The sequence below is a fragment of the Brachybacterium paraconglomeratum genome, from assembly GCF_003994255.1.
Taxonomy (GTDB): domain Bacteria; phylum Actinomycetota; class Actinomycetes; order Actinomycetales; family Dermabacteraceae; genus Brachybacterium; species Brachybacterium conglomeratum.
Genome location: NZ_ML133852.1, coordinates 150232 through 175690, shown reverse-complemented (window position 1 = coordinate 175690; position 25459 = coordinate 150232). Strand labels below are relative to the sequence as shown.

The window sequence follows — 25459 nt, the reverse complement described above, 5'->3', positions numbered from 1 at the left end:
AACACCACCCCTCCTTGGGGAAGCCCCCGGAAGTATGAGAAGTTTAAAGGACTATGACGAAGCTCGGAATCCTCCTCAGCAGTGCCCGCCCCAACCGCGTCGGCGAGAAGGTGGCCCAGTGGGTCAGCACCTCGGCCGACGGCCGCTTCGAGATCGACCTCATCGACCTGCGCGAGGTCGCCCTGCCCTCCTTCGACGAGCCCTCCTCGCCGAAGTCCGGCGCCGAGAAGACCACCGACCACGGCCGTTCCTGGGCCGAGCGGATCGCCGCGCTCGACGCGATCGTGATCCTCACCCCGCAGTACAACGGCGCCTACCCGGGCGCCCTGAAGAACGCGATCGACTTCCTGTTCCACGAGTGGGAGAACCTGCCCACGATCCTGGTCGGCTACGGCTGGGGCGCCGCGAACGAGGTGCTGCCCCTGCTGGAGACCCTGATGAGCCGCGTGGGCGCCGACGTCGTCGGCTCCGTGGGCCTCGGCTTCCGCGAGGACCTCTCCGTCGAGGGCGAGCTGTTCGTCACCGAGGAGAAGGCCGCCGCGCTCGAGACCGCGCTGGCCGCGCTCGAGGCGAAGGTGCTCTCCCCGGTCGGCTGACCGGTCGCACCTCAGTACGCACCTGCCCGGACTCCCCGGACACCCCCACCGAGAACACCGATCTCTGGCTGCACCGCCGGAGATCGGTGTTCTCGCGTTCAGCACGCGCGCGTCGCCGGGCGCGCCGATGAGCGCTCGACGAGTACACGGGAATCTGGCCTGGCCGCCGGAGAACGGGGCATTCGTCGTATCGGGCACGGCGTGTCCGGCCCTGGGCCGCGGCGCGTCGAGGTCGGGAAGCGCGTGAGCGGGTCGAGGAGGCGCGAGCGGCCGTGTTCAGCCCCAGCGGCCGACGAGTGCGCTGAGCACCGCGAGGGCTGCGGGGCCGGCGGTGGAGGAGCGCAGAACCTCAGGGCCCAGCAGCACGGTCCGGGCACCGGCCTCGCGCAGGGCGGCCAGCTCGGACTCGTCGATCCCGCCCTCGGGGCCGACGACCACGACGATCTCCTCGATCCCCGACTCACTCGCACCGCGCAGCTCCTCGGCGAGGCTCATCACGCCGACGGACTCCTGCTCGTGCAGGACGAGCACGAGAGTCCCGTCGGCCGCGCGGGCGCGCAGGTCCTCGACGAGCGCATTCGTCGTGACCGGGGCGTCGACGGCCGGGATGCCGGGCCGACGGCACTGCTTGACGGCGGCGCGAGCGGTGCCCTCCCACTTCGCGCGTCCCTTGGCGAGCTTCTCCCCCCGCCATACGGAGACGGAGCGCTTCGCGATCCACGGGACGATGCGGTCGACGCCGAGCTCGGTCGCGGACTCGACGGCCTGCTCGTCGCGACCGCCGGTGGCGAGGGCCTGCACCAGCGCGAGACGGGGCAGACGCTGCACGGCCGGGGACGGGTCCGCGAGAAGGCGCAGGTCGAGCGCCTCCTTGCGGGCGCCGGTGACCTCGGCGAGGACCTGTCGGCCGGGGGCGTCGGTGAGGAGCAGCTGCTCCCCCACCCCGATCCGGGCGACCTTGGCCGCGTGGCGGCCCTCGTCGCCGGCGAGCTCGAGCTGGTCTCCCTCACGGGCGGCGGCGAGGGCCTCGTCGAGGATCAGGAAGCCGGGCGGGGTGGTGGGCACTGGCTCTCCCGTCTCAGAGGTTCAGGCGCTCGCGGAGCTTCGCGAACGGTCCGCCGTGGTTCTTCGGGCGGGTGGCCTCGTCGCCGCGGAGGGCGGCGAAGCGCTCGAGCAGCTCGCGCTCCTCGTCGGTGAGCGCGCTGGGCACGTCCACGTCCAGGACCACGCGGATGTCGCCGCGGCGCTCGCGGCGCAGCGGGGTCACGCCGAGGCCCTTGAGGAGGATCTCCTCGCCGGGCTGAGCGCCGGGGCGGATGTCGAGCTCCTGCTCCCCGTCGAAGGTCTCCAGCGGGATCGTCGCGCCGAGCGCGGCGGTGGTCATCGGCACGGAGATCGTGGTGACCAGGTCGTCGCCGGAGCGGTCGAACATCTCGTGGTCCTTGACGGACAGCTCCACGAAGAGGTCGCCGGAGGGGCCGCCGGCCTCGCCGGTCTCACCCTCGCCGCGCAGCTGGATGCGGGTGCCGTTCTCGACGCCGGAGGGGATGCGCACGGTGACGGTGCGCTCGGTGGCGGTGCGTCCGTGGCCGGAGCAGCCGGTGCAGGGGCTCTCGATCACGTCGCCGTGGCCCTCGCAGGTGGGGCAGGGCGCCATGGTGACCATCTGGCCCAGCAGCGACTGCTGGACGCGCTGGACGTGGCCAGAGCCGTTGCAGGCGGTGCAGCGGGTGGGGCTGGTGCCCGGCTCGGCGCAGGAGCCGGAGCAGCGCTCGCACAGCACGGCGGTGCGGAAGGTGACCTCCTGCTCGGTGCCGAAGACGACGTCGCGCAGCTCGATCTTCACTCGGCGCAGCACGTCGCCTCCGCGGCGCTGGCGCGGGACGGGCCCCTGGTTGCGCCCGCGCATCCCGGAGGCTCCGGCGAACATGTCGAAGATGTCGTTGAAGTCGAAGCCGGCGCCGCCGCCGCCGGGGAAGCCGCCCATGCCCGGGCCGCCGCCCATGTCGTACTGGCGGCGCTTGTCCGCATGGGAGAGGGTCTCGTACGCCTGGGAGACCTTCTTGAACTTCTCCGCCGCCTCCGGGTCCGGGTTGACGTCCGGGTGGAGGGTGCGGGCGAGCTTGCGGTACGCCTTCTTGATCTCCTCGGTCGAGGCGTCGCGGGAGACGCCGAGCAGCTCGTAGTAGTCGTCGTTCACAGGCGTGGGTCCTTCACAGGGGTCGGAGGTCGGTGACGGCCGGCGACGGGCGCGGGGCCCGCCGGCGCGGTCATTCGAGGAATCGGGAGACGTAGCGGGCGATCGCCTGGACGGTCGAGATCCCGGCCGCGTAGTCCATGCGGCTGGGGCCGAGGATCGCGAGGTAGGAGCCGGCGCCGTAGCCCGCGCCGACGAGCGCGGCCTGGTGCAGCGCCCGGTCGTGGAGCTCGGAGCCGATCCGCACCTGCACGTCCCCCGGGGAGACGTGCATCTCGGTGAACAGGCGCAGCAGCACCAGCTGCTCCTCGAGGACGTCCAGCAGCGGCTCGACGTCGCGGGCGAAGTCCTCGGCGGAGCGGGCGATGTTCGCGGTGCCCGCCATCATGATGCGGTCCTCGGCGCGGGTCGCGGCCAGCGCGGTGAGCGCCTCGGCCACCTCCGCGGCGGCGGGCCGCTCGGGGACGGGCAGGGACTCGAGGTAGTCCGTCAGCGGCGCGGCGAGGTCGGTGACCTCCCGGCCGGCGACGGCGCGGTTCAGCTGGTCGCGCAGCGCCGCGTAGTACTCGGCGGGGCGACCGGCGACGACGGGGACGGTGCGCTGGTCCACCCGCCCCGACTCGGTGATCAGCACGACCAGCAGCAGCGAGTCCGCGACCTTCACGAGCTCGACGTGGCGGATGCGGGCCTGGCGCCGGGCCGGGTACTGCACCATCGCGACCTGCTGGGTGAGCTGGGCGAGGAGGCGCACGGTGCGGGCCAGGAGCTCCTCGACGTCCCCCGCGTCCTCGAGCAGGGTGCGGATCGCCCGCTTCTCGGCGGCGGAGAGGGGCTTGACCATCGCGACGTGGTCGACGAAGGCTCGATATCCCTTGTCGGTGGGGACGCGGCCGGCGGAGGTGTGGGGCTGGTGGATCAGCCCCTCCTCCTCGAGGACGGACATGTCGTTGCGGACGGTCGCCGCGGAGACGCCGAGCTCGTGCCGCTCCAGCAGCGACTTCGAGCCGACGGGCTCGCGCGTGGAGACGTAGTCCTCGACGATGGCGCCGAGGATCTGGAGCTTGCGGTCGTCCATGTCGTGCACCTCCTGCCGCGCGGTCCGGCACCGGGGCTTCCCGGTGCCCGGGTCTCCCTGGACATTGGCACTCTCCCATGCCAAGTGCCAATCGTACGCGTCCGCGGCGTGCTTCGCAGGGAGGCGTTCGCCACGGGGCTACAGTGTCCGCCGTGTCCACCCCGCCTGCTCGCTTCCCCGACCGGTACGGCGCCGATGTGCTCTCCTCCGGTCCGCCCGCCCATCACCGCCGCCGCCCCGTCGGCCGCGAGGTCCCCGCGCAGCGCGACCTCGTCGTCGAGGAGGCCTCGACCGGCTTCACCGGCGCGATCACGCGCGTGGAGAAGACGGCCGGGGAGCTGATCGTCGAGCTGGAGGACGGCCGCGGCCGACGCCGCACCTTCCCGCTCGGGCCGGGCTTCATGATCGACGGCCAGCCCGTCGTCCTCACCCGCCCGCAGGCGGCGCAGAAGGCGCCTGTCCGCAAGCGCTCCGCCTCCGGCTCGGTGTACGTCGAGGGGGCGAAGGCCCGCACCGCGCGTGCGTCGCGGATCTGGGTCGAGGGCACCCATGACGCGGAGCTGGTGCAGAAGGTGTGGGGCCACGACCTGCGGATCGAGGGCATCGTCGTCGAGCAGCTCGAGGGCGCCGACAACCTCGCCGAGCGCGTGCGCGAGTTCGGCCCCTCCCCCGGCCGCCGGCTCGGGATCCTGGTGGACCACCTGGTGAAGGGGTCGAAGGAGTCCCGCATCGCGGCCGAGGTGATGGCCCTGCCGGGCGCTCGTGGGAACGTCACCGTGCTCGGCCACCCCTACGTCGACGTATGGCAGGCCGTGAAGCCCGCGCGCGTGGGACTGAAGGAGTGGCCGCACATCCCCAAGGGGACGGACATCAAGGTCGGCTCCCTCGCCGCGCTCGGCTGGCCCCACGAGGACAAGGCCGACATCGGCCTGGGCTGGAAGCGGATCCTCTCCACGGTCCGCTCCTACGCCGATGTCGAGCCGACGCTCTCGGGGCGCATCGAGGAGCTCATCGACTTCGTCACCGTCGACCAGGGGTGACTCGGCACGGGACGTCGTCGCGGGCCGTCGACGCCGCCCGACGGTGCGGGCACGCGGTCCGGGTCGGCGGCCCTCGGGAGCCCACCAGGGGGATATCCCCCAGCGGATGCGGCGGACCGCCGCGCTGACCGCGGGGTCCCCGGCTCGTTAGGGTGAACCCGTCACCCGAGACGACGGCCCCCGCGCCGACCGAGACGAAGAAGGATCCCATGAGCCAGACTCCGCATCCGCACGACCCGTACGGCACCGAGCCCGGCACCCCCGCCTCCGACTCGCTGCCCGAGCAGCCTGCCGAGCGCCCGGCCTCGGACCACCTCGACATCGATGCCCCTGCCGCCTCTGCGCCGCAGGAGCAGGGCAGCGCGACCTCGGACCCGGCAGAGCATCCCTACGATCCGTTCGCGCAGTCCGCTCCCAGCGCGCAGCCGGCCCCCGCCGCGCAGCATGATCCGTTCGCGCAGCAGGACCCCTACGCGCAGCCGGGCTCCGCTCAGCAGGCGGATCCCTACGGGCAGTCCGCGAGCTCGGCCGCTCCGGCCGCGGCGCCGGCCTCCCCCTACGGGGCGCCCTCGCCGTCCCAGCCCTCCGCGCAGCCGGCCCATGCCCAGCAGCCGTACGGGCAGCAGCAGGCTCCGCATGCCCAGCAGCACGCTCCCTACGCCGCCCACGGACAGACCTCAGCCGAAGGAACCATGAACCCCGACCAGGCCCCCGCCCACGTCAAGGGCGTCTTCGACGGCCCCCTGACCGGTCAGCCCACCACCGAGTCCGATACGAAGCTGTGGGCGATGTTCGCGCAGCTCTCGGCGATCGTCGGCTATGTGATCGGCGCCGGCTTCCTCGGCTGGCTCGGCCCGCTGATCATCTTCCTGGTCTACAAGGACCGCAACCGCTTCGTCCGCTACAACGCGGCGGAGGCGCTGAACGCGGCGATCGCGACCCTGATCGTGGAGATCGCGCTCGCCATCGTCTTCACGATCATCACGGTCATCACCCTCGGCTTCGGCTCGGTGCTCTTCGCCCTCATCGGCGTCCCGGCGCTGGTCCACGTCGTCTTCGCCATCATCGGCGCGGTGAAGGCCTACCAGGGCGAGTGGTGGAACTACCCCGTCAACATCCGCCTCGTGAAGTGATCCGCTCTCACAGCATCTGACTCACGGCCGACGGCCGGACGCAGGAGCCCCCGGGAGTCGCTCCCGGGGGCTCCTGCATGTCGCGGCGCGGGCGACCGACCTCGCGCACCACAACCGGATGCCGCGCGCCGGAACCGGATACCGCGCGCCCGGGCCGGATGCCGCGGGTCAGGACTCGACGCCGCGGGCCGGGTCCTGCCGCACGGCGCCGCGGCCCGTCACATCCAGTTCACGCCGTCCTGCTCGAACTCGGCGAGGCGGTGGCGCGCCATTCGCCGCAGCAGGTCCTCCGGCATCGGCGTGTCGTAGGGGAGCTTCACGCTTCCCTTGCCGGTCTCGAGCCCCTCGAGCTCGTCGGCGAAGGCCTCCTTCGCGCTCGGGGTGACGGTGAAGTTCGCGTGCGCCTTGTGAGCGCTGATGGCGAGCAGGATCGTGCCGCGGGGGTGGACGAAGGCGGGGCTGCCCCATTTGATCGCCTCGGTCGCCTCGGGCAGCTCCTCGCGCACCAGGTTCTGCAGCTCGGCGAGGCGAGTGCGGGCCGGGTCCTCGAGGGCGGCGAGGTACTCGTCGATCATCGTCGGGCGGGATCCTGTCGGTGGCGTCATGCGGACAGTGTGCACCTCGGTGATCCGTGGGACCAGTGGATCGACGACGAGAGAGCACGGCTGCCGGGGCAGAGAGCAGGAGGAGGCTCGAGCTCGAGGGGCTCGGTCATCGAGATCGTTCCGCGGCCGACGGGTCTCAGGGCACGAGGTCGCGGATCACCGCGTCGGCGAGCAGACGCCCTTCCCTGGTGAGGACCGCGCGGCCTGCGGCGAGGGCGTCGGGATCGAGGTGGCCCCGATCGCGGTGCACCTCGAGCATCGAGCGGTTCTGCTCGGGCACGACGTCGACGGCGAGGCCGTCGGCGATCCGCAGCTCGAGCATGATGCGCTCGACGAGCCGGTCCTCGGCGGCGACCTGCTCGCTGTCCGCGACGGGCAGTTCGCCGGAGGCGAGCATGCGCGCGTAGCGGCTGGGATGCTTCACGTTCCAGGAGCGCAGTCCGTCGCGGTGGCGGTGGGCGCCGGGTCCGATCCCCCACCAGTCCCCGCCCTTCCAGTAGGCGAGGTTGTGGCGGGAGCGGTGCTCGGGGGTGCGGGCGAAGTTGGAGACCTCGTACCAGGTCAGGCCCGCCTCGCACGTGAGGTCGTCGACGAGCTCGTACTTGTCGGCCATGTCGTCGGGGTCGGGCGCCTCGATCTCGCCGCGGCGCAGCTGCCGGGCCATGGCGGTGTTGCCCTCGATGATCAGCGAGTAGGCGGAGAGGTGGTCGACCTCGCAGGCCAGGGCCGCGCGCACGGAGGTCTCGACGTCGGCGACGGTCTCCCCCGGCGTGCCGTAGATGAGGTCCAGGCTCACCTGCAGCCCGGCGTCCTTCGCCCACTGGACCACCTGCGGCACCCGGTCGGGGTCATGGGTGCGGTCGAGGGTCGCGAGCACCGACGGGATCGCGGACTGCATGCCGATCGAGACGCGGGTGATCCCGCCGTCGGCCAGGCGCGAGAGCGAGGCGCGGGTGACCGAGTCGGGGTTCGCCTCGGTGGTGACCTCGGCGTCGTCCGCGAGCGGGATCAGGGAGCGCAGGTGGTCGAGCATCCGCACGAGGTCGTCGGCGGGCAGGAGGGTGGGGGTTCCGCCGCCGAAGAAGACGGTGGAGATCTCCTCGTACTCGTACCCGGCCGCGCGGTCCGCCGCGAGGGTCAGGTCCATCTCGGCCATCGCGTTGTCCGCGTACTCGGCCTGGGACCCGCCGCCGCCCAGCTCGGCGTTCGTGTAGGTGTTGAAGTCGCAGTACCCGCAGCGCACGGCGCAGAACGGAACGTGGATGTAGGCGGAGAGGTCCTTCACGACCGTCACAGCCCGAGACCGAGACCGAGGCCCCGTCCGGTGGAGCGCAGCCGCTCCGGGAAGTCCTCGCGCTCGCCCGCTCTGGCGAGCGTCTTCTGCGCGGCGCCGACGAGGGTCTCGTACAGCACGGTGCCGCTCGCCTCCGCCCAGTCGAGCAGGGCGCGGGCCTGCGCGGCGTCCAGTCCCCGGAAGGCGTCGGCGATCGTCACGCCGTGGTCCGGCCGCTCGAGCACCTCGATCGCGTCGCCGGCGCGCACCTCGCCCTCGACGAGCACGCGGAAATAGGCGCCGGCCCGGCCCTGGTCGGTGAAGGCGCGGCCCCAGCGGCGGTCCCCCATCCAGGCGGCGAAGGTGCCGCAGGGGTTGCGGGGGCAGGTCGCCTCGAGCTCTGCGCCGCCGATCCGCCAGCGCTCCCCGATCACCGTGTGGTCGGTGTCCTGGCCGACGGTGGCGAGGTTCTCGCCGAAGAACCCGTCGGGCAGCTCGTGGCCGAGCGCGGAGGCGTAGGCCTCGCGCACCTCCCGGGAGTAGGCGTAGACGGCCTTGAAGATCCCGCCGTGGTGCTCACGGTCGCCCTGCACGTCGCCGAGCACGCCGTGGGTGAGGAGCGTGACGGGCCCGTCGGCCGGACGCTTGTCGATCCCGCTCATGAGGGAGCGCTCGCGCACCTCGAAGAGCTGGGCGACCGTGCACACCGCGCCGAGCCGGCCGCCGCCGGGTTCGAAGGCGACCTCGAGCGGGTTGAGGCGGCGCGGGGCGGTCTCGGGCAGCGGGCCGGGCGCGGTGCTCACTTCTTCTTCTTCTCGTCCTTCGAGGGCTCGGAGGCGTCAGAGGAGAGCGCGGCGATGAAGGCCTCCTGCGGCACCTCGACGGAGCCGATGTTCTTCATGCGCTTCTTGCCCTCCTTCTGCTTCTCCAGCAGCTTGCGCTTGCGGGAGATGTCGCCGCCGTAGCACTTGGACAGCACGTCCTTGCGCATGGCGCGGATGTTCTCGCGGGCGATGATGCGCGAGCCGATCGCGGCCTGGATCGGGACCTCGAACTGCTGGCGGGGGATGAGGTTCTTGAGCTTGCCGGACATGTCCACGCCGTAGGAGTAGGCCTTGTCGCGGTGCACGATCGCGCTGAACGCGTCGACCGGCTCGCCCTGCAGGAGGATGTCGACCTTGACCAGGTCCGCGGTCTGCTCGCCGGAGACGTCGTAGTCCAGCGAAGCGTAGCCGCGGGTCTTGGACTTCAACTGGTCGAAGAAGTCGAAGACGATCTCGGCCAGCGGCAGGGTGTAGCGCAGCTCGACGCGGTCCTCGCTGAGGTAGTCCATGCCGCCGAGGGTGCCGCGCTTGGACTGGCACAGCTCCATGACCGCGCCGATGAACTCGCTGGGCACGAGGATCGTCGCCGAGGCGACGGGCTCGCTGATCTGGTTCACCTTCCCCTCGGGGAAGTCGGAGGGGTTCAGCACCTCGATCTCGGTGCCGTCCTCCATCACGACCTGGTAGACCACGGAGGGGGCGGTGGAGATGAGGTCGAGGTCGAACTCGCGCTCGAGTCGCTCGCGGATGATCTCCAGGTGCAGCAGGCCCAGGAAGCCGACGCGGAAGCCGAAGCCGAGGGCGGTGGAGGTCTCGGGCTCGTAGACGAGCGCGGCGTCGTTGAGCTTGAGCTTGTCCAGCGCATCGCGCAGCACGGGATAGTCGGAGCCGTCGATCGGGAACAGGCCCGAGTAGACCATCGGCTTGGGATCGGCGTAGCCGGCCAGCGGCTCGGTCGCCCCGCGCACCGAGGTGGTGATCGTGTCGCCCACCTTGGACTGGCGCACGTCCTTCACGCCGGTGATGAGATAGCCGACCTCGCCGGCGCCGATGCCCTGGGTGGGATGCGGCTCCGGGGAGCTCACGCCGATCTCGAGCAGCTCGTGGTGGGCGCCGGTGGACATCATGTCGATCCGGTCGCGGGCCTTGAGGAAGCCGTCGACGACGCGCACGTAGGTGACGACGCCGCGGTAGGTGTCGTAGACGGAGTCGAAGATCATCGCGCGGCAGGGGGCGTCGACCTGTCCCTCGGGGGCGGGCAGGGTGCGCACCACGTGGTCGAGCAGCTCGGGCACGCCCACGCCGGTCTTCCCGGACACGCGCAGCACGTCCTCGGGGTCCACGCCGACGAGCTGGCCGATCTCGGCCGCGTACTTCTCGGGCTCGGCGCCGGGCAGGTCGATCTTGTTCAGCACCGGGATGATGGTCAGGTCGTGCTCCATCGCGAGGTACAGGTTCGCGAGCGTCTGCGCCTCGATGCCCTGCGCGGCGTCGACCAGCAGGATCGCCCCCTCGCAGGCGGCGAGGGAGCGGGAGACCTCATAGGTGAAGTCCACGTGCCCGGGGGTGTCGATCATGTTCAGGGCGTAGTTGACGCCCTCGACCTGCCAGGGCATGCGCACGGCCTGGGACTTCACGGTGATGCCGCGCTCGCGCTCGATGTCCATCCGGTCGAGGTACTGGGCGCGCATGGCGCGCTCCTCGACGATCCCGGTGATCTGCAGCATCCGGTCGGCCAGCGTCGACTTGCCGTGGTCGATGTGGGCGATGATGCAGAAGTTGCGGAGCCGCTCCTGGGGCGTCGACGCGGGAGCGATGTCCCGTGCCTCATCGGCAGCGATCCTCGGGGTCACCGGCATTCGTCCTCTCGTCGATGGTGTGCCGGGCGCGCATGCGCCGGGCATCGGTCCATGGTCTCATGTGCCGCGCGCGCCGCGGCGTCCCGCGGACGGCCGACGGGCCGACGTCACAGCGAGGCCGACGGGATCACCCGGCCGGACGCCCGTCCCGGAGGAGGGCACCGGGCCGGGACGATCACCGCCCGTCGGCCTCCCCCGCGCCCGCCAGGCGCTGACCAGCCCGCGGCACACCACCGGGGAAGGTGAGGGGCAGCGCAGCGGCCGCGCCGGGGTCGCGGCCGTCCATCGCCTGCACGTGCACGTGCGGCTCCATGCTGTTGCCGGAGTTCCCGCACCGGGCGAGCACCTCCCCCGCCGCGACCCGCTGTCCGATGCCCACGGCGATGCTGCCCTGCTGCAGATGGCACAGGACCACGAACGCCGCCCGGCCGCCGCGGGCGACCTCGAGGACGACGTGGTTCCCGGCGAGTCCCTGCCAGCCCCGGCGCAGTCGACGCCACTGCGTGAGCGCGTAGAGCACCGACGGCAGACCGCGATGGGCGCGATGGTCGGCTTCCCCGTCGTGGACGTGCCGGACGGTCCCGTCGGCCGGGGCCAGCACCTCCAGGCCGAAGCCGGCGAAGTGCTCCGGCGGCTCGGGCAGCAGGAACGACATCGGCGTGAACGGCGCCGTCCGGCCCCGGTCGTCGAGGGGCACCAGGTCGATCGCGCACGTCGAGGCGCCCAGCGTCGTCCCGTGGCTGGGGACGCGGTCCGCCGGGCTGTTGCGCACCAGCGCCGCCCCGCGCAGCGGGCTCACGAGCCCCAGCGGGCCCCTCTCCCCTCTCGCCGCGCTCACCCCTGCTCCCCGGCGGGCTCAGGCGGCGGGGTGGAAGTAGGTGGTGCCCAGCGATCTCGTGACGGCGCCGGTGACGCGCTGGAGCTGCTCCATCTCGTCCTCGAAGTCCTCGGTGATGTCCTCGAGCTGGCGGAAGCGCAGGCTCGCGAGCGCGCGGCCGACGATCCTGCGGCCCGGCTCGGCGGTGCCGAGGCGGTCGAAGCTGTTGCCGTGGAGCTTGGCGAGGGTCTCGAGCGCCTCGTCGATCTCGCTGAGGCAGTACGCGGCCGAGCGCGGGAATATCGAGTCCAGCAGCAGGAACTCGATCGCGCCGGAGACGCGCACGCGGCCGCGATAGGAGCGGATGTACGCCTCGTGCGCGCTGCAGGAGCGCAGCAGCAGCACGGTCGCCGCGTCGGAGGTGTCGGAGAGGTCGTGGGCCTGGAGGTTGCGGGCGAGCATGTCGACCCGTTCCAGCAGCTGGCCCACGCGCAGGAACAGCCATGCCTCGTCACGGGTCATCGACGCGTCCAGCAGGCCGTTGACCATGGCGCAGCGGTCCTTGGCGAACTGGAAGGCGCCGTGCATGCGGGAGGGCCGCACGACGCGGGGCATGCCGAGGGTGGCGGTGTTCAGCGACTCCCACACCTCCGTGGACAGCGCCTCGCGCACGCCGCGGGCGTTCTCCCGCGCGGCCTGGAGGGCGCCGGCGACGCAGGAGGGGTTCGCCCGGTCGGTGACCAGGCGCTCCAGCACCCGCTGCACCGTCAGGTCCTCGGCCGGCACGTCGGTGACGCCGAAGATCCCGTACACGCCCGCGCAGGAGTCGACGGGGTCGAGGGAGGCGTCCTCGGTGATCGACTGGAGCGACACGCCGAGGATGCGCGCGGTCTGGTCGGCCCGCTCCACGTAGCGGCCGATCCAGAACATCGCGTCGGCGATCCTACTGAGCATCATGGCGGTCCTCCTCCTCGTCGTCGGCCTCGATGATCGGGATGGCGGAGGTGACCGGGTCGGGCTCGACCCCCCGCTCCTCGCCGTGCTCCTCGCGGGGGTCGTCGAACTGGTCGCGCGTGTCGTCGGTCGGGTCCTCGATCCCCTCCTCGTCCTGGTCGGCGAGACCCGAGGCGGCGGCGCCGGGGCGGCCGGCGGCGAGCACCCAGGTGTCCTTCGAGCCGCCGCCGCGGGAGGAGTTCACGATCATCTCCCCGCGCGGCAGGGCGACGCGGGTGAGCCCGCCGGGCAGCACCCAGACGTCGTCCCCGCTGTTCAGGGCGAAGGGGCGCAGATCCACGTGGCGGGGCTCTGGCCCCTCCTCCACGAGAGTGGGGATGGTGGAGAGCTGGACGACGGGCTGGGCGATCCAGCCGCGCGGATCGGCGCGCAGCCGCCTCCGCAGCGCGTCGAGCTCCTCGTGCGTGGCGGAGGGGCCGATGACGATGCCCTTGCCGCCGGAGCCGTCCACGGGCTTGACCACGAGCTCCTCGAGCCGGTCGAGGACCTCGACGAGGGAGTCGGGCTCCTCGAGCCGCCAGGTGTCGACGTTGGGGAGGATCGGCTCCTCGGAGAGGTAGTAGCGGATCAGGTCCGGGACGTAGGTGTAGGTCAGCTTGTCGTCGGCGATGCCGTTGCCGATGGCGTTGGCGACCACGACGTTGCCTGCGAGGACGGAGCGGACCAGGCCCGGCACGCCCAGCATCGAGTCGGGGCGGAACACCTCGGGGTCGAGGAAGTCGTCGTCGGTGCGCTTGTAGATGACGTCCACGCGGCGCAGTCCCGCGGTGGTGCGCATGTAGATGCGATCGCCCCGCTCGACGAGGTCCGAGGCCTCCACGAGGTCGACGCCCATCGTGCGGGCGACCAGCGAGTGCTCGAAGTAGGCGCTGTTGTAGCGGCCGGGGGTCAGCACCACCACGGTCGCCTCCTCGCCGGCGGTGTCCGGGGCGGCGGCCTGCAGCGCGGCCAGCAGCCGGCCGGGGTACTCGCCGACGCGGCGCACGGGCCGGTCCGCGAACAGCTCGGGGAAGCCCTGGGCCATGGCGCGGCGGTTCGAGAGCACATAGCTGACGCCGCTGGGGGTGCGGACGTTGTCCTCCAGCACTCGGAAGCCGCCGTCCCCGTCGCGGACCAGGTCGATGCCGGAGACGTGGATGCGCACCCCGTTCGCCGGCCGGTAGCCGCGCACCGCGTCGACCACGTAGGTCGAGGAGGTGACGAGCTCCTCCGGGATCACGCCGTCGGCGATGGCGCTGCGGTCGCAGTAGAGGTCGTCGAGGAAGGCCTCGAGGGCGCGGACGCGCTGGGAGACGCCGGAGGAGACCCGGGCCCATTCGTCGGCGTCGATCACCCGCGGGATCGCGTCGATCGGGAAGGGGCGCTCCTCCCCCGCGTAGTCGAAGGTGACGCCCTGGTCGAGATAGCTGCGGGCGAGGGACTCGGAGCGGGAGCGGAACTCCTCGAGGCCCAGCCCGGCCAGCGCGTCGTGCAGCGCCCGATAGGTGGGGCGCAGGGTGCCGTCGGCGGCGAACATCTCGTCACCGTCCGCTCCGGTGCGGGCGCTGCGGAACAGCGAGGTGTCTGACATGCCTACCATTCTCACACCGACCTCCATCCCCTCGTGGGCGCTCCGCCCAGGAAGCGAGAACCATGTCGCTGCTCTCCCGGCTCGGCTCCGTCGCCCGTTCCCTCGCCCGCAATCCCTCGGTGCGCCGCGGCGCACGGGACCTCGGGCGCGCCGCGATCCGTTCCGTGCAGGAGCAGCGCGGCGGGTCCAGGCAGGGCTCCGGGCAGCACGACGGTGCTCGTCCCGAGGCCGACGGACGCGCCCGGGCGTCCGGCGGCGCGCTCGCCGACCGCCGCCACGGCGTCCCGCTCGAGCTGGTCTACGCCCCGCGGGACGATGACCGGCCCGATCCGGGCGAGGTCGTGTGGGCGTGGGTCCACTACGAGGAGGACCTCTCCCAGGGCAAGGACCGTCCGGTGCTCGTGATCGCCGAGGAGGACGCCTCCGCCGGCGGGGCCGACGGGACGGGGACCGTGCTGGTGGCCCTGATGCTCACCTCCCGAGACCGCACCGAGCCCGGCGCGACCCGCACCGATGAGCACGGCGCGACCTGGGTGGACATCGGCGCCGGGGACTGGGACCGGCAGGGCCGCCCCTCGGAGGTCCGGGCGGACCGCCTGCTGCGCCTGGCCCCGGGGTCGGTGCGACGCGAGGGTGGGCGGCTTGACCGCGAGCGCTACGACCGGGTCGCGGAGGCGGTGCGCGCCGTCGCGCTGTGAGCGGCCGCCTCGCCGCCGGAGGTCGCGCGGGCTCTGCCCTCCGGGTGCGCGCCCTGTGCGGGCGCCGAGGAGCAGGTGGGGCGCGCATCGCGGATCGGGAGACACGGCGCACATGAGCACCGGTCCGGTGACTGTCCTCTGTTAGGATCGCTCCTTGTATGTGTGACATACCGTTCGGTGTGCGCAGGGGTGTCCTCCCGAAGTGTCTCAGGGGACGGGCGGTTCGTGCGACCCGGGCGAGTACCCGTGGCAGCGACTCCGGTACCGACGTCTCCAGGCGAATCCCCACCGCCGTCCCCGTCGGCTCCGTTCCTCGGCAGTCCGGGATGATCCACCTCAGCAACACTGGAGAAGAGTCTTCGTGGCAAACATCAAGTCCCAGATCAAGCGCAACAAGACGAACGAGAAGGCTCGTCTGCGCAACCGCGCCGTCAAGTCGGAGCTCAAGACCTACACCCGCAAGGTGAAGGCCGCTGTCTCGACCGGCGATGCCGACGTCGCGACCGAGGCGCTGAAGTCCGCTTCGCGCAAGCTCGACAAGGCCGTCTCCAAGGGCGTCATCCACAAGAACCAGGCCGCGAACCGCAAGTCCGGTCTCGCCAAGCTGGTCGCCGGCGTCGCCAAGTGATCGTCGGTCCCTGACGGACCCCGCCCCTCCGGGGCATGAGGAGCCCGGTGCGCAGCGATGCGCACCGGGCTTCTTCATGTCCGCGGCGGGTGCTGCGGGAGCGGGTGCCTGCATCGGTCGTGGAGACCGGGGCCGACGGGCGCGGGCGGCGGGGCCGACGGGTGCGGGCTGCGGGGCCCGGCAGCCGCTCTCAGCGGGCGCGGCGCGCCCGGCAGATCTCCATCACCATGCGCTGCACCGACCACTGCGGGTCGCGGCCGGCGCCCTTGACCTCGTGGTCCGCGCGGGCCACGGCCTCGATCGCCCGGGCCAGGGAGCGGTCGTTCCAGCTCTTCGCCTCCCGGGAGAGGTTGCGCAGCATCCAGTCGGGCATGCCGAGGCTGCGCGGGGTCGCGTTCGGTGCGGACACCTTCGCCAGCGAGCGGACCTTCGAGGCGATCGCGGCGACGATCGGGACGGGGTCGGCGCCGGCGAGCTGAGCCTGCTGGAGCAGCTGCAGCGCGTCCTGCTCCTTGCCCGCGATCGCGGCGTCGGCGACGGCGAAGGCGGTGGACTCCACACGGCCGGAGGTCAGCGCGTGCACCTCGGCGACGGTCACCTGGGCGGGCTGCTCGCCCGGGTCGGGGGTGGTGTCCTCGATCAGCTGGCGACTGATCGCCGCGAGCTCGGCGAGGTCGGTGCCGAAGGCGTCGACGAGGGCGACCAGCGCGTCGGGCTGGATGCGACGGCGGGCACGGGCGAACTCCGCGGCGACGAAGGCCTGCTTGTCGGCGGCGCGCTTGACGGGGCTCGCGTCCACGCGCGGCACTCCCGCCTTCTTCAGGGCGTCCAGGAGCTTCTTGCCGCGGTTGCCGCCGCGGTGGACGAGCACGAGGGTGACGTCCTGCTCGGGGGTCTTCACGTAGTCGAGCAGCTCGAGCACGAGGGAGTCCGGGGCGGACTGCAGCTCGGGGACGACCACGAGGCGCGGCTCGCCGAACAGGGAGGGGCTCGCGACCTGCGCCAGGGCGCCGGGGCCGAGGGCCTCGCCGGAGAGGTCGTGGACCTCCACGGAGGGGTCGGCCTCCTTGGCCAGCGCGCGCAGGCGCTGCACGGCCCGGTCGGCGATCAGGCCCTCCGTGCCGTGGACGAGCACGATCGGTGCGAGGGCGACGCTGTGCCACTCGACATCGCTCACGGGAGCTCCTCACTGCTCAGGGGACTGCACGATCCTAGCGGTCCGGGCCGACGCCCCGGTGCCGCTACCGCGCTGGCGCGACGCTCCGCGGCGCGGCGTCCTCGCCCGTGGGGAGCACGACGGTGCCGTGGACGTCGGTGCGCAGCACCTGGGCACCGGTGCCGCGGACGAGGTCCAGCAGCTCGTCGGTGGGATGACCGAAGGTGTTCTCCCGCCCCACCGGGACCAGCGCCAGGTCGGGGTCGAGCTGCTCGTAGAGCGGGGCGTGCTGGAAGCGGGAGCCGTGGTGGGCGACCTTGACTATGTCCGCCGGGCCCGGCTCGGTCGCGGCGAGCTGCTCCTGCGCGGCGGGTTCGAGGTCGCCGAGGGTGACCAGGCGCGTCCCGTCGGCCCAGCGCGCCTCGAGCGCGATCGAGCAGTCGTTCGCGGCGTCCCCCTCCCCGGATCCCCGCTCGGCGGCGCTGGCCCGTTCGGCGGCCTGGGCCGAGTCGGGCCACAGCACCGTCAGGGCGAGTCCGTCCTGCTCCCAGCCGGTGCCGGTGGTCGCGACCTCGACCGGCGCTCCCGGGACGACGTCGGCCGCGGCGGCCGGCAGCGGGCAGACCCATTGCTGCGCCGGGGTGCGCGCCCCGGTCAGGGCGTCCCTCCCGCCGGTGTGGTCGGCGTGCGGGTGGGTGAGCACCAGCAGGTCGATATCCTGCACCTGCAGCAGGTCGAGGCAGGCGCTCAGCGCTGCCGGGTCGGGGCCGGTGTCCACCAGGACCGTCGGCCCGTCCCGGGCCGCGCCGGCGGGGCGCAGCAGCAGCGCATCGCCCTGGCCGACCGCGCACAGGGCGAGGCTCCAGCCGGGGGTGCTGCGCACCGGCAGCATCCGCCCGATGCCGGGGGCGAGCGCGATGACGAGAACCACTGCGGTGGCCCAGCGGACGGCGGGACGGCGCCTCCCCGCGACGGCGAGGCCCGCGAGGAGGAGCACGGCGATCGCGCCGAGCACGCCCGTGGTCCCGTCGGGCACGGCGATGCGGGAGCCGGGCAGGTCGTCGGCGGTGCGGGCGATGAGGAGCACCAGATGGGCCCCTCCTGCGGCGATCCCGTACAGCACCGCGGCCCCGCCGGGCCAGAGCACCCCGAGCACCAGCGCGACGAGGCCCAGCACGGTCGAGGGGCCGACGAGCGGCCCGACGAGCATGTTCACGGGCACGGCCCAGACGGAGACCTCGGGGGTCAGCAGGATCAGCACAGGCGTGCAGGCGGCCTGGGCGACGAGCGGCACGGCGAGCACGAGCGCAGCCGTCCGGCCGAGCCGTCCGCCGCTCATCTGCTCGAGCGCCCGGGCGAGCGGCGGTGCCGCGAGCAGGATCGCCGCGGTCGCGAGGGCGGAGAGCAGGAAGCCGATCGAGGCGGCGGTGACGGGGTCGAGCACGGACCACAGCGCGACGGTGAGGGCGAGCGCGGCGACCGGGGAGGCGCGCACGCCGGCGAACCGTGCGGCCAGCAGTGGTGCGGCCATGGTCGCGGCGCGCTGCACGCTCGGCTCGTCGCCGACCAGCCACACGTACCCCGCGACCACGCCGGCCGCGATCAGCAGGCGGGGACGGCGGCGCACACCGGCGAGCAGCAGCGGGCCCAGCACGGCGGCGAGGACGAAGGCGATGTTCGCTCCGCTGACGGCCACTAGATGCGAGATCCCGGCGCGGCGCATGATCTCCTCGGTCTTCTCCCCCATGCCGCTGGTGTCCCCGGTGGTCATCCCGCGCACGAGCGCGGCCTCGTCCGGAGGGAGATGAGCGGTGGCGTCGCGGGCGATCTGCCGCAGGCGGTGCCGGGTCTCCTGGCCCGGCCCGACACCGCCCGACGCCTCCTGCGCGGGACCGACCTCCGTGGCGCGCAGGACCAGCAGCGAGGCATCGCCCGAGACCCGCCCCCGCGCATGGACGGGCTCCCCGTCGCGGATCCGGGCGAGTCCCTCCGCAGCCTCGCCGTCGGCGCGCACGAGCACGGGCACGGCGGCGGTGAGCTGCTCCTGCGTCCGTCCGATCCGTGCCGGACCCGGCTCGGTGCGGGCCATCATCTGCAGACCGGTGCGGGACCATTCCGGGCCGCCGCTCGGCGGTGCGGGGTCGCCTCCCGCGATCACGGTGAGCTCGACGACGAGCCCGTCGGCGGCGGCCTCGCCGAGCACCTCGGCGGTGCCGTCGTGGCGGTGCAGCGCCGGGATCAGGAGCAGTCCGGCGAGGAGCACCAGTGCGAGGTGGGCGAGGATGGTGCGCGCGCCGCGTGCGGGCCCGAGCAGGGTCAGGGCGGTCAGGGCGAGGGAGACCAGCACGGCCCCGGCGGCGATCGCGGCGGCGCCGCCTGCGGTCACTCCGAGCACCGCGAGCGCCCAGACGCAGGTCGCGCCGGGCAGCAGGCGCAGGTCCGCGCGGGTCATGTCCGCTCCTCGCTCCGGGGAGGCGTGCTCACACCGTCGCCCTGTCGCGCATCTTCTCGAGGGTGGCGGGACCGATCCCGGAGACCTCCTCGAGCTGGTCGACGCTCTCGAAGCGCCCGTTCTGCTCGCGGTGGTCCACGATGCGCTGCGCGATCGCGGGGCCGACGCCGGGCAGCTCGTCGAGCTCGGCGACGCTCGCGGTGTTCAGGTCGATCAGTCCGCCGTCCGCTCCCCCACCGCCCGCCGCCCCGTCACCGGCACCCGCGTCGCCCGCGGGCGGAGCGTCCGCGGCGGGCGCCGGGGCGGCGACGGCCGGCGGCTCCTCCCCGGGGACGGGCACGTGGATCTGCTCGCCGTCGACGACGGGGCGGGCGAGGTTCACGGCGGCGAGCTCCGCCTCACCGGTCGCGCCGCCGGCGGCGTGCAGCGCGTCGTCGACCCGGGCGCCGGGCGGGAGGCGGACCACGCCGGGAGAGGTGACGGCGCCGGAGACGTGGACGACGAGCTCGGTCGGGGCGGAGGAGGCGGGGGCGGCGGGGTCCCCCGAGGACTCGGCTCCGCCCCCGGTCGTCCCGTCGCCTCCCTCGAGGTCGCCGTCATCGTCGGCGCCCTCGGCCCCGTCCGACCCCGCGCCGTCGGCGCCGCCCTCCGGGCCGGCCGCCTCGCCCTCCGAGACCGCCACCCCGGCAGGCTCCTCCTGCGGGATCGCCGAGCCGGTGCCGGAGAGGTGGATGACCCCGGCGCCGATCAGCACCAGCACCGCGATGCCGATCAGCGCGGAAGCCGGCGGGGCAGGGAAGGGCAGTCGACGTCGAGGCCGCTCCGCGGTGTGGTCGCGTCGGCGGATCAGCGGCTGCCCGGTGCGGCGATGCCGCGCCGCAGTGCCGCGCTCCTCGGTCCCAGGTGGTGCTCCCATGCCCGCGAACCTAGGCGCACGAGGCAGGCGCCGTCCGAGCCCGCTGCCGCCCTGGGGACGGCGGGGCGCTGTGGAGGAACGGTCAGGTCCCCCGGTTCGGGATCAGTCGAGGCCGAGCACGACCAGCCACTGCCGCCAGAACGCGGCGGCGATCACGACGATGACCAGCAGATACCACAGCACGGTCAGCAGCACCCAGCGGCGCAGCAGTCCTGCAAGCGGGGCGGGCGGCTTCAGATCGCCGTGCTCGATCGTGCGGGCCAGGGTCGCGAAGAACATCGGTGCGGTGACGGTCCAGATGACCATGCACCAGGGGCACAGCGCACGGATCACGAAGATCGCGGAGATCGCGAGGAAGTGGATGTAGCCGAAGGCGAACGTCATCCCGCCGAGCCTCGCCCAGCGGAACCAGGTGGGCAGCTGCGTGCCGGAGACCATCAGCGCACCGGCCGCGGCCATGATCGCGAAGCCGGCGAGCCCGATCGCCATGTTCGGGATGCCCAGCGCCGAGGACTGCCAGGTCATCATCACGTTGCCGCAGGAGATGAAGGGGTTCACGTCGCAGCCGAGGCTCGCCCCGGGGTTCGCGAGCAGGAACTCCTTGCCGACCTGCAGCTCGAGGGAGGCGATCCAGCCGATGATCCCGCCCAGCAGCAGCACCAGGCCGGCCAGGCGGATGCTCGCCCGCGGGCGGGAGGCCCGTTCGGCCGCGAGCTCGGCGTCGATCTCGGCGCGCAGCGCGGCGTCGTCGGCCGGGGCGTGCTCCGGCGTGGAGGCCGCCCCGGTGGCGGATGGGTCGGTGTTCTTCTCGCTCATGGACTCGGCTTCCGTGCGATGTGACGGGCTGGAGGATTCAGACGACGGGATGCGCGCGGAACCACTCCGCGAGGCGGGCATTGCCCTCGTCCATGCTCACGCGCGGCGTCCACTGCAGCAGCTCGCGCGTGCGGCGCTGGTCGAACCAGTGCGCGGTGGACATCTGCTCGGCGAGGAACTCGGTCATCGGCGGTTCGTCGTGGCCCGGGCGCTTCTCCCACACCCGCTCGATGAGCCGTCCGGCGAGGCGGGCCACGCTGCCGGGGACGCGCAGGGTCGGGGCGGGCACGCCCGCGGCCTCGCACCAGCCGGCGAAGACGTCGCGGACGGTCCGCGGCTCGCCGTTGGAGATCACGAAGCTCTGCCCGTGCACGTCCGCGATCCGGTCGTGGGCGGCGACGATCGCGTCGGCGGCGTTGGTGACGTAGGTGGTGTCGATCAGGGCCATGCCCTCGTCCAGCAGCGGCAGGCGGCCGCTCGCGGCGCGGTCGACGATCCGCCCGACGAGCTGGGTGTCCCCCGGCCCCCACACGATGTGGGGGCGAATCGAGGTCACGGAGATCCCGTCGTCCCCGTCGGCGTCCATCGCGAGCAGCTCGGCGGCCGCCTTGGTGCGGGCGTAGGGGCCGCGGGCCCGCTCCGGATCGGCGGGGGTCGCGTCCAGGCCCACGATCGCGCGGCCCAGGTGCGCGGCCGACGGGGTGGAGACGTTCACGAGGGTGCCGCCGCCGTTCGCGCGCAGCGCGTCGAGCACGTTCTCGGTGCCGCCGATGTTGATCGCCCGGTACTCGCTCTCGGGGCCGGAGATCGATACCTTCGCGGCGAGGTGGACGACCGCATCCGCCCCGACGACGGCGCGGCGCACGTCGTCGGCCTCGGTGAGGGAGCCGCAGACGTCCTCGACGCCGTCGATCCCGGCGGGACGGCGCTGGAAGGCGCGGACCGTGGCGCCGCGGTCGCGCAGGGCGGTCGCGACGGCACCGCCGAGCATGCCGGAGGCGCCGGTGACCAGGACGGTCGGGGCGCTCACAGAGCCTCCGCCCGCTCGCCCCGCAGGGTCTGCTCGGACCAGCGCGACAGCGCCGCACGGTCGATCTTCGAGTTGTGACGGATGTCGGTGGGCAGCGCCCGGGTCTCGAACACGGCCACGACCTCGACGCCGGCGCGCTCGCGCACGGCACGGCGCACGGCCTCGGAGAGGGAGGGGGCGGCGGGCTTCGGGCGCGCCGCCTTCCCGGGCCGGTGGCCGTCCTCGGTCTCGAGGATCACGACGACCTGCTGGGTGCCGCGGGGACCGACGACGGCCGCGCCGGCGCGGCGCACGGTCGGCACCGCCTCGGCGGCCTCCTCGACCTGGACGGGGGTGAACAGCCCGTCGGCCGTGGCCAGGACGTGCGCGGCACGGCCCTCGACCCACAGCCGTCCGGCCCTGTCGAGGTGGCCGACGTCGCCGGTGGCATGCCAGCCCTCGAAGCGCATGGAGGTGTGCGTGGTGCCCCAGAGCATGAGGTAGCGGTCGCGCACGTGCGGGGCGCGCACGAGGATCTCGCCGGTCACGCCGGCCTCCTCGGTGATCTCGCCGGTCGTGCGGCCCTCCTCGTCCATCACCGCGACCGCGATCTGCACGCGTGGGACGGGGGTGCCGACGCAGACGCCGGAGCCGGGGCCCGCCGCTTCGATGCCCTCGAGGTCGATCGCGGCGACGGCCAGGCACTCGGTCATGCCGTAGGGGGTCAGCGCCTTCGCCTCCGGCATGATCTCCGCCAGCCCCTGCAGCAGGTGCGCGGGGATCGGGGCGCCGGCGGAGAAGAAGCTCGCGGCGCCGGCCATCGCGGCGCGACCGGCCTCGTCGAGCTCTCCTGCGGTGTCCAGGATGTTCCGCAGCGCGGCGGGGGCGGTGAACACGGCGGGGCGGCCGAGCGCGCCGATCGCGGCGGCCAGCGCCGGGGCGGTGAGCTCTCCGGGACGGGTGATGTCCATGTCCGGCACCACCGTCGGAGCGCCGAGGGCGGGGCCCAGCAGCGCGAAGGTCGCGAAGCCGGCGACCAGACCCCGCTCGGGAGCGAGGTCGAGGGTGTCGCCGACGGCGGCGAACATGGCGCTGAGCTGGCGATGCGTCATGACCGCGCCCTTGGCGGGGCCGGTCGAGCCGGAGGTGAACAGCACCGCCGCGTCGGAGTCGGGGTCCGGGTGGGCCACGTCCAGCGGGGCGCCGAGCTCGCGCTGAAGGGCGCCGGAGCGGGCGAGCTCCGCGAGCGACGTCTCGACGCCGAGGGCGGCGCGGTCCACGGTGGGCAGCTGCTCGACGCTGATCCGCCGGCCGGGCCAGCCCATCGCGCGGGCGCCGACGAGAGCCTTCGGGATGCCGATCAGCCAGTCGATGTGGGAGCCGATCACGGCGCGGGTCAGGCCCTGGGTGCCGAGGCCCGCGTCGGCGACCACGGCCACCGCACCGATCCGGAAGCAGGCGTAGAGCACGCCGGTGAGGTCGGCGCCGGGGGTGATCAGCAGGCTGACCCGGTCGCCGGGGCGGACCCCGTGGCCGAGCAGGCCCGCGGCGATGTCCTCGACGCGGCGGTGCAGCAGCGACCAGGAGATCTCCCGCGTGCCGCCGTCCTCCTCGGCGCCGAGCTCGACCACGGCCGGCCGATGGGCGTGGATCGGGTCCGCGGCCAGGCGCGCGATCGGCTCGCCGATCGGGGCGGCGGGCACCTGCTCGGCGGCGTAGGAGGAGACGGGGCGCCGGGCCGGGGCCTCGGTGCGGGGCGTGCCTGCGGCGGAGAAGGTCGCCTCGAGCCACTGGGCGACGAGCCCGGCGACGTCCGCGTCCTCCCACACCAGGTGGGAGGCGCCCTCGAAGCGGTGCACGTCCGCGTGCGGGACGCGCTGGATCAGATCGCGCAGGAAGCGGTCCGAGAAGGTGATGTCGCGCGGGCCCCAGGCGAAGAGCGTGGGGACCTGGAGGTGGGTGAGCCCCTCGGCGACCCGGTCGAGGGTGGCGCGGGAGGGGTGGTCCGCGGCGGCGGGGATGTCGGCGACGAACTGGTCGATGCCGCGGCGGCGCGAGCGGGATCGGTAGGGCGCGAGATAGGCGTCCTGGATCTCCTTGGGCAGCGACGGCTTCGACAGCGACAGGGTGGTGCGCAGGAAGGCGTCGGTCAGCGAGGTCGAGGCGGTGCGGAAGCCGGGGGTGGTCGCGAGCTGCAGCGCCTTCGGCAGCGCCTCCTCGATCCGCTGGTGCACGCCGGTGTTGGTGAGGATCATGCCGACCACGTCGTGGCGGTTGTCCAGCGCCCAGCCGGTCGAGATCAGCCCGCCCCAGTCGTGGCCGACGGTGACGACCGGCCCGTGCAGGGACAGCGCGTCGGTCAGCAGGGAGAGGTCGGTGATGCGGTCCTGGTAGCGGCGGGTCACTCCGGTGCGCTCGGAGTACCCCATCTCGAGCTGGTCCACGGCGATGAGCCGCCAGGGGATGTCCTCGCGCACCAGGGAGCGGAACAGGAAGGACCAGGTGGGGTTGCCGTGGACGGCGAGCAGGGTGCCGCGCGGGGTGATGCCGCGCTCGGCGAGCCAGGGGCCGGAGTCCAGCAGGTGCCACCGGCGCAGCTCGCCGGTGTGGTCGCGGACCTGCTCGGTGCGGTGCAGCACCGGGTCCACGCCCGGCACGTCGGGGATCTCGGGGGTGGTCTTCACCACTGGACCTCCATCATCGCGGTGTTCAGTCCGGAGCCGACGCCCATCAGCAGCACGCGCTGGCCCCGTTCGATGTCGTCCTGGATGTGCGCGAGGGTCATCGGCACCGCCTCTGCGGCGATGTTCCCCCAGTCCGGGAAGGTGACGGGGATCCGCTCCATCCCCACCCCGGTGATCTTCGAGAAGTTGCGGGTGTAGACCATCGAGACCTGGTGCGGGATGACGTAGTCGATGCTCCTGAAGTCGAGACCGGACTCGTTCGCGGCCTTCCAGGTGTCCACGATGAGGTTGATGCCGTTCTCGAGCAGGCCGTTGGAGTCGGTGCGCATGTCGTCCATGTTCGCCACGCACAGCTCGTGGTGCTCGGTGCCGGAGCGGGCCTGGGTGACCTTCAGGCGGTGGCCCTCGGGGTGCACGTCGGCCGGACCCAGCACGGCCGCCGCGGCGCCCGATCCCAGGGTGAGGGAGGCGAACTGGTTGTTGAAGTCGGCGCGGGTGGAGCCCTTGGCGTTCAGCCGCTCGATCGTGCCGCGCTGGACCTGCTCGACGTCCTCCGCCCCGACGATCAGGGCGTACTTGATCTGGCCGGAGTCGATCATGCCGGCGGCCATCGTCATGGCGTTGACGAAGCCGAGGCAGGCGTTGGTGATGTCGAAGTTCATGCACGCCGGGGGCAGGCCGAGGCTGTGGTGGATACCGGTGGAGACCGCGGGCTCGAGGTGCTTGCGGGAGACGGAGGCGTTGATCAGCAGGCCCACCTGGTCGCGCATGATCCCGGCCTTGGCCATCGCGCGCTCGGCGGCGAGCACGACGCCCTGCTTCCAGCCGTTCTCGCGGTCGCGCCACCACTTGCGCTCGTAGACGCCGGCGACGCGCTGCAGCACGCCCTTGGGCAGGCGCAGCCGCTTGCGGGCCGGGGCCAGCATCTCGTCGATCTCGTCCGAGGTCACCGTCACCTGCGGCAGAGTCCCTTCGACCGCCAGCAGACTCGTGTTCGAGTGGACGATCCCTGTGTTGCCGTTCCCCATCTGCCTGCGCTACCTCGTCGTTCGGTCAGTTCGTGTGCTTGTCGTCGATGCATGGCGGCCGCGCGGAGC

General features: G+C 73.1%; 22 protein-coding genes. 5 read left to right on the top strand and 17 right to left on the bottom strand.

Features of this window, described 5'->3' with window-relative positions; all coding sequences use genetic code 11:
- The first annotated feature begins 53 nt into the window (after positions 1-53).
- Positions 54-596, top strand: coding sequence for an NADPH-dependent FMN reductase (locus tag DS079_RS04890; RefSeq protein WP_126985364.1), 543 nt, complete (start codon positions 54-56; stop codon positions 594-596).
- A gap of 276 nt (positions 597-872) precedes the next feature.
- On the opposite strand, the gene DS079_RS04885 is transcribed toward DS079_RS04890, so the two are convergent.
- The 3 genes from DS079_RS04885 to hrcA form a co-directional block, all read right to left on the bottom strand.
- Positions 873-1661, bottom strand: coding sequence for a 16S rRNA (uracil(1498)-N(3))-methyltransferase (locus DS079_RS04885; protein ID WP_126985362.1), 789 nt, complete (start codon positions 1659-1661; stop codon positions 873-875).
- Between the two features lie 13 nt (positions 1662-1674).
- Positions 1675-2796 (bottom strand): molecular chaperone DnaJ, encoded by a 1122-nt coding sequence (gene dnaJ, locus DS079_RS04880; protein ID WP_126985360.1) that lies wholly within the window; start codon positions 2794-2796, stop codon positions 1675-1677.
- Between the two features lie 70 nt (positions 2797-2866).
- Entirely contained in the window at positions 2867-3868 is a 1002-nt protein-coding gene (gene hrcA / locus DS079_RS04875) for a heat-inducible transcriptional repressor HrcA (protein WP_164736113.1), read from the bottom strand.
- A 143-nt stretch (positions 3869-4011) separates the two neighbouring features.
- Between hrcA and DS079_RS04870 the strand changes: the two genes are divergently transcribed.
- Positions 4012-4908: a DUF3097 domain-containing protein gene (locus DS079_RS04870; RefSeq protein WP_053915662.1), complete on the top strand. Its 897-nt coding sequence runs from the start codon at positions 4012-4014 to the stop codon at positions 4906-4908.
- A 209-nt stretch (positions 4909-5117) separates the two neighbouring features.
- Positions 5118-6041, top strand: a complete 924-nt coding sequence (locus DS079_RS04865) for a DUF4870 domain-containing protein (RefSeq protein WP_126985354.1) — start codon at positions 5118-5120, stop codon at positions 6039-6041.
- Between the two features lie 218 nt (positions 6042-6259).
- Here DS079_RS04865 and DS079_RS04860 read toward each other — a convergent pair whose 3' ends face one another.
- The 7 genes from DS079_RS04860 to DS079_RS04830 all read right to left on the bottom strand — a co-directional run bounded on the left by DS079_RS04860 (position 6260) and on the right by DS079_RS04830 (position 14003).
- Positions 6260-6646 (bottom strand): iron chaperone, encoded by a 387-nt coding sequence (locus tag DS079_RS04860; protein WP_126985352.1) that lies wholly within the window; start codon positions 6644-6646, stop codon positions 6260-6262.
- 136 nt (positions 6647-6782) lie between these two features.
- Positions 6783-7940 (bottom strand): radical SAM family heme chaperone HemW, encoded by a 1158-nt coding sequence (gene hemW / locus DS079_RS04855; RefSeq protein WP_010551700.1) that lies wholly within the window; start codon positions 7938-7940, stop codon positions 6783-6785.
- On the bottom strand, positions 7937-8722 hold the full coding sequence (locus DS079_RS04850; protein ID WP_164736112.1) for an MOSC domain-containing protein: 786 nt from the start codon (positions 8720-8722) through the stop codon (positions 7937-7939). The genes hemW and DS079_RS04850 overlap by 4 nt, the downstream gene beginning before the upstream one ends.
- Positions 8719-10602 (bottom strand): translation elongation factor 4, encoded by a 1884-nt coding sequence (lepA, locus tag DS079_RS04845; protein ID WP_126985350.1) that lies wholly within the window; start codon positions 10600-10602, stop codon positions 8719-8721. The genes DS079_RS04850 and lepA overlap by 4 nt, the downstream gene beginning before the upstream one ends.
- Positions 10603-10777: 175 nt before the next feature.
- A complete protein-coding gene (locus tag DS079_RS04840) occupies positions 10778-11440 on the bottom strand; it encodes a M23 family metallopeptidase (RefSeq protein WP_309298669.1) in 663 nt (220 codons plus the stop codon).
- 18 nt (positions 11441-11458) lie between these two features.
- On the bottom strand, positions 11459-12376 hold the full coding sequence (locus tag DS079_RS04835; RefSeq protein WP_241237549.1) for an alpha-E domain-containing protein: 918 nt from the start codon (positions 12374-12376) through the stop codon (positions 11459-11461).
- Entirely contained in the window at positions 12363-14003 is a 1641-nt protein-coding gene (locus tag DS079_RS04830; RefSeq protein ID WP_164736111.1) for a circularly permuted type 2 ATP-grasp protein, read from the bottom strand. Before DS079_RS04830 ends, DS079_RS04835 begins: the two co-directional genes overlap by 14 nt.
- Before the next feature lie 62 nt (positions 14004-14065).
- Here DS079_RS04830 and DS079_RS04825 point away from each other — a divergent pair, with 62 nt between their 5' ends.
- Both DS079_RS04825 and rpsT read left to right on the top strand, forming a co-directional pair.
- A complete protein-coding gene (locus tag DS079_RS04825) occupies positions 14066-14701 on the top strand; it encodes a type II toxin-antitoxin system PemK/MazF family toxin (protein ID WP_126985346.1) in 636 nt (211 codons plus the stop codon).
- A gap of 361 nt (positions 14702-15062) precedes the next feature.
- Positions 15063-15329 carry a 30S ribosomal protein S20 gene (rpsT, locus tag DS079_RS04820; protein WP_010551707.1) on the top strand — a complete coding sequence of 89 codons (267 nt, stop codon included), beginning with the start codon at positions 15063-15065 and terminating at the stop codon, positions 15327-15329.
- Between the two features lie 190 nt (positions 15330-15519).
- On the opposite strand, the gene holA is transcribed toward rpsT, so the two are convergent.
- From holA to DS079_RS04785, 7 genes are all read right to left on the bottom strand, one after another.
- Entirely contained in the window at positions 15520-16506 is a 987-nt protein-coding gene (holA, locus tag DS079_RS04815; RefSeq protein ID WP_126985344.1) for a DNA polymerase III subunit delta, read from the bottom strand.
- A gap of 64 nt (positions 16507-16570) precedes the next feature.
- Positions 16571-18937, bottom strand: coding sequence for a ComEC/Rec2 family competence protein (locus DS079_RS04810; RefSeq protein WP_126985342.1), 2367 nt, complete (start codon positions 18935-18937; stop codon positions 16571-16573).
- A gap of 28 nt (positions 18938-18965) precedes the next feature.
- Positions 18966-19853, bottom strand: a complete 888-nt coding sequence (locus DS079_RS04805) for a ComEA family DNA-binding protein (RefSeq protein WP_126985340.1) — start codon at positions 19851-19853, stop codon at positions 18966-18968.
- 102 nt (positions 19854-19955) lie between these two features.
- Entirely contained in the window at positions 19956-20669 is a 714-nt protein-coding gene (locus DS079_RS04800) for a vitamin K epoxide reductase family protein (protein WP_164736110.1), read from the bottom strand.
- A 37-nt stretch (positions 20670-20706) separates the two neighbouring features.
- A complete protein-coding gene (locus DS079_RS04795) occupies positions 20707-21699 on the bottom strand; it encodes an NAD-dependent epimerase/dehydratase family protein (RefSeq protein ID WP_126985338.1) in 993 nt (330 codons plus the stop codon).
- Positions 21696-24365 (bottom strand): alpha/beta fold hydrolase, encoded by a 2670-nt coding sequence (locus DS079_RS04790; protein WP_126985336.1) that lies wholly within the window; start codon positions 24363-24365, stop codon positions 21696-21698. The genes DS079_RS04795 and DS079_RS04790 overlap by 4 nt, the downstream gene beginning before the upstream one ends.
- Complete coding sequence (locus DS079_RS04785; RefSeq protein ID WP_126985334.1) at positions 24359-25390, bottom strand: 3-oxoacyl-ACP synthase III; 1032 nt, start codon at positions 25388-25390, stop codon at positions 24359-24361. Before DS079_RS04785 ends, DS079_RS04790 begins: the two co-directional genes overlap by 7 nt.
- Positions 25391-25459: the final 69 nt, after the last annotated feature.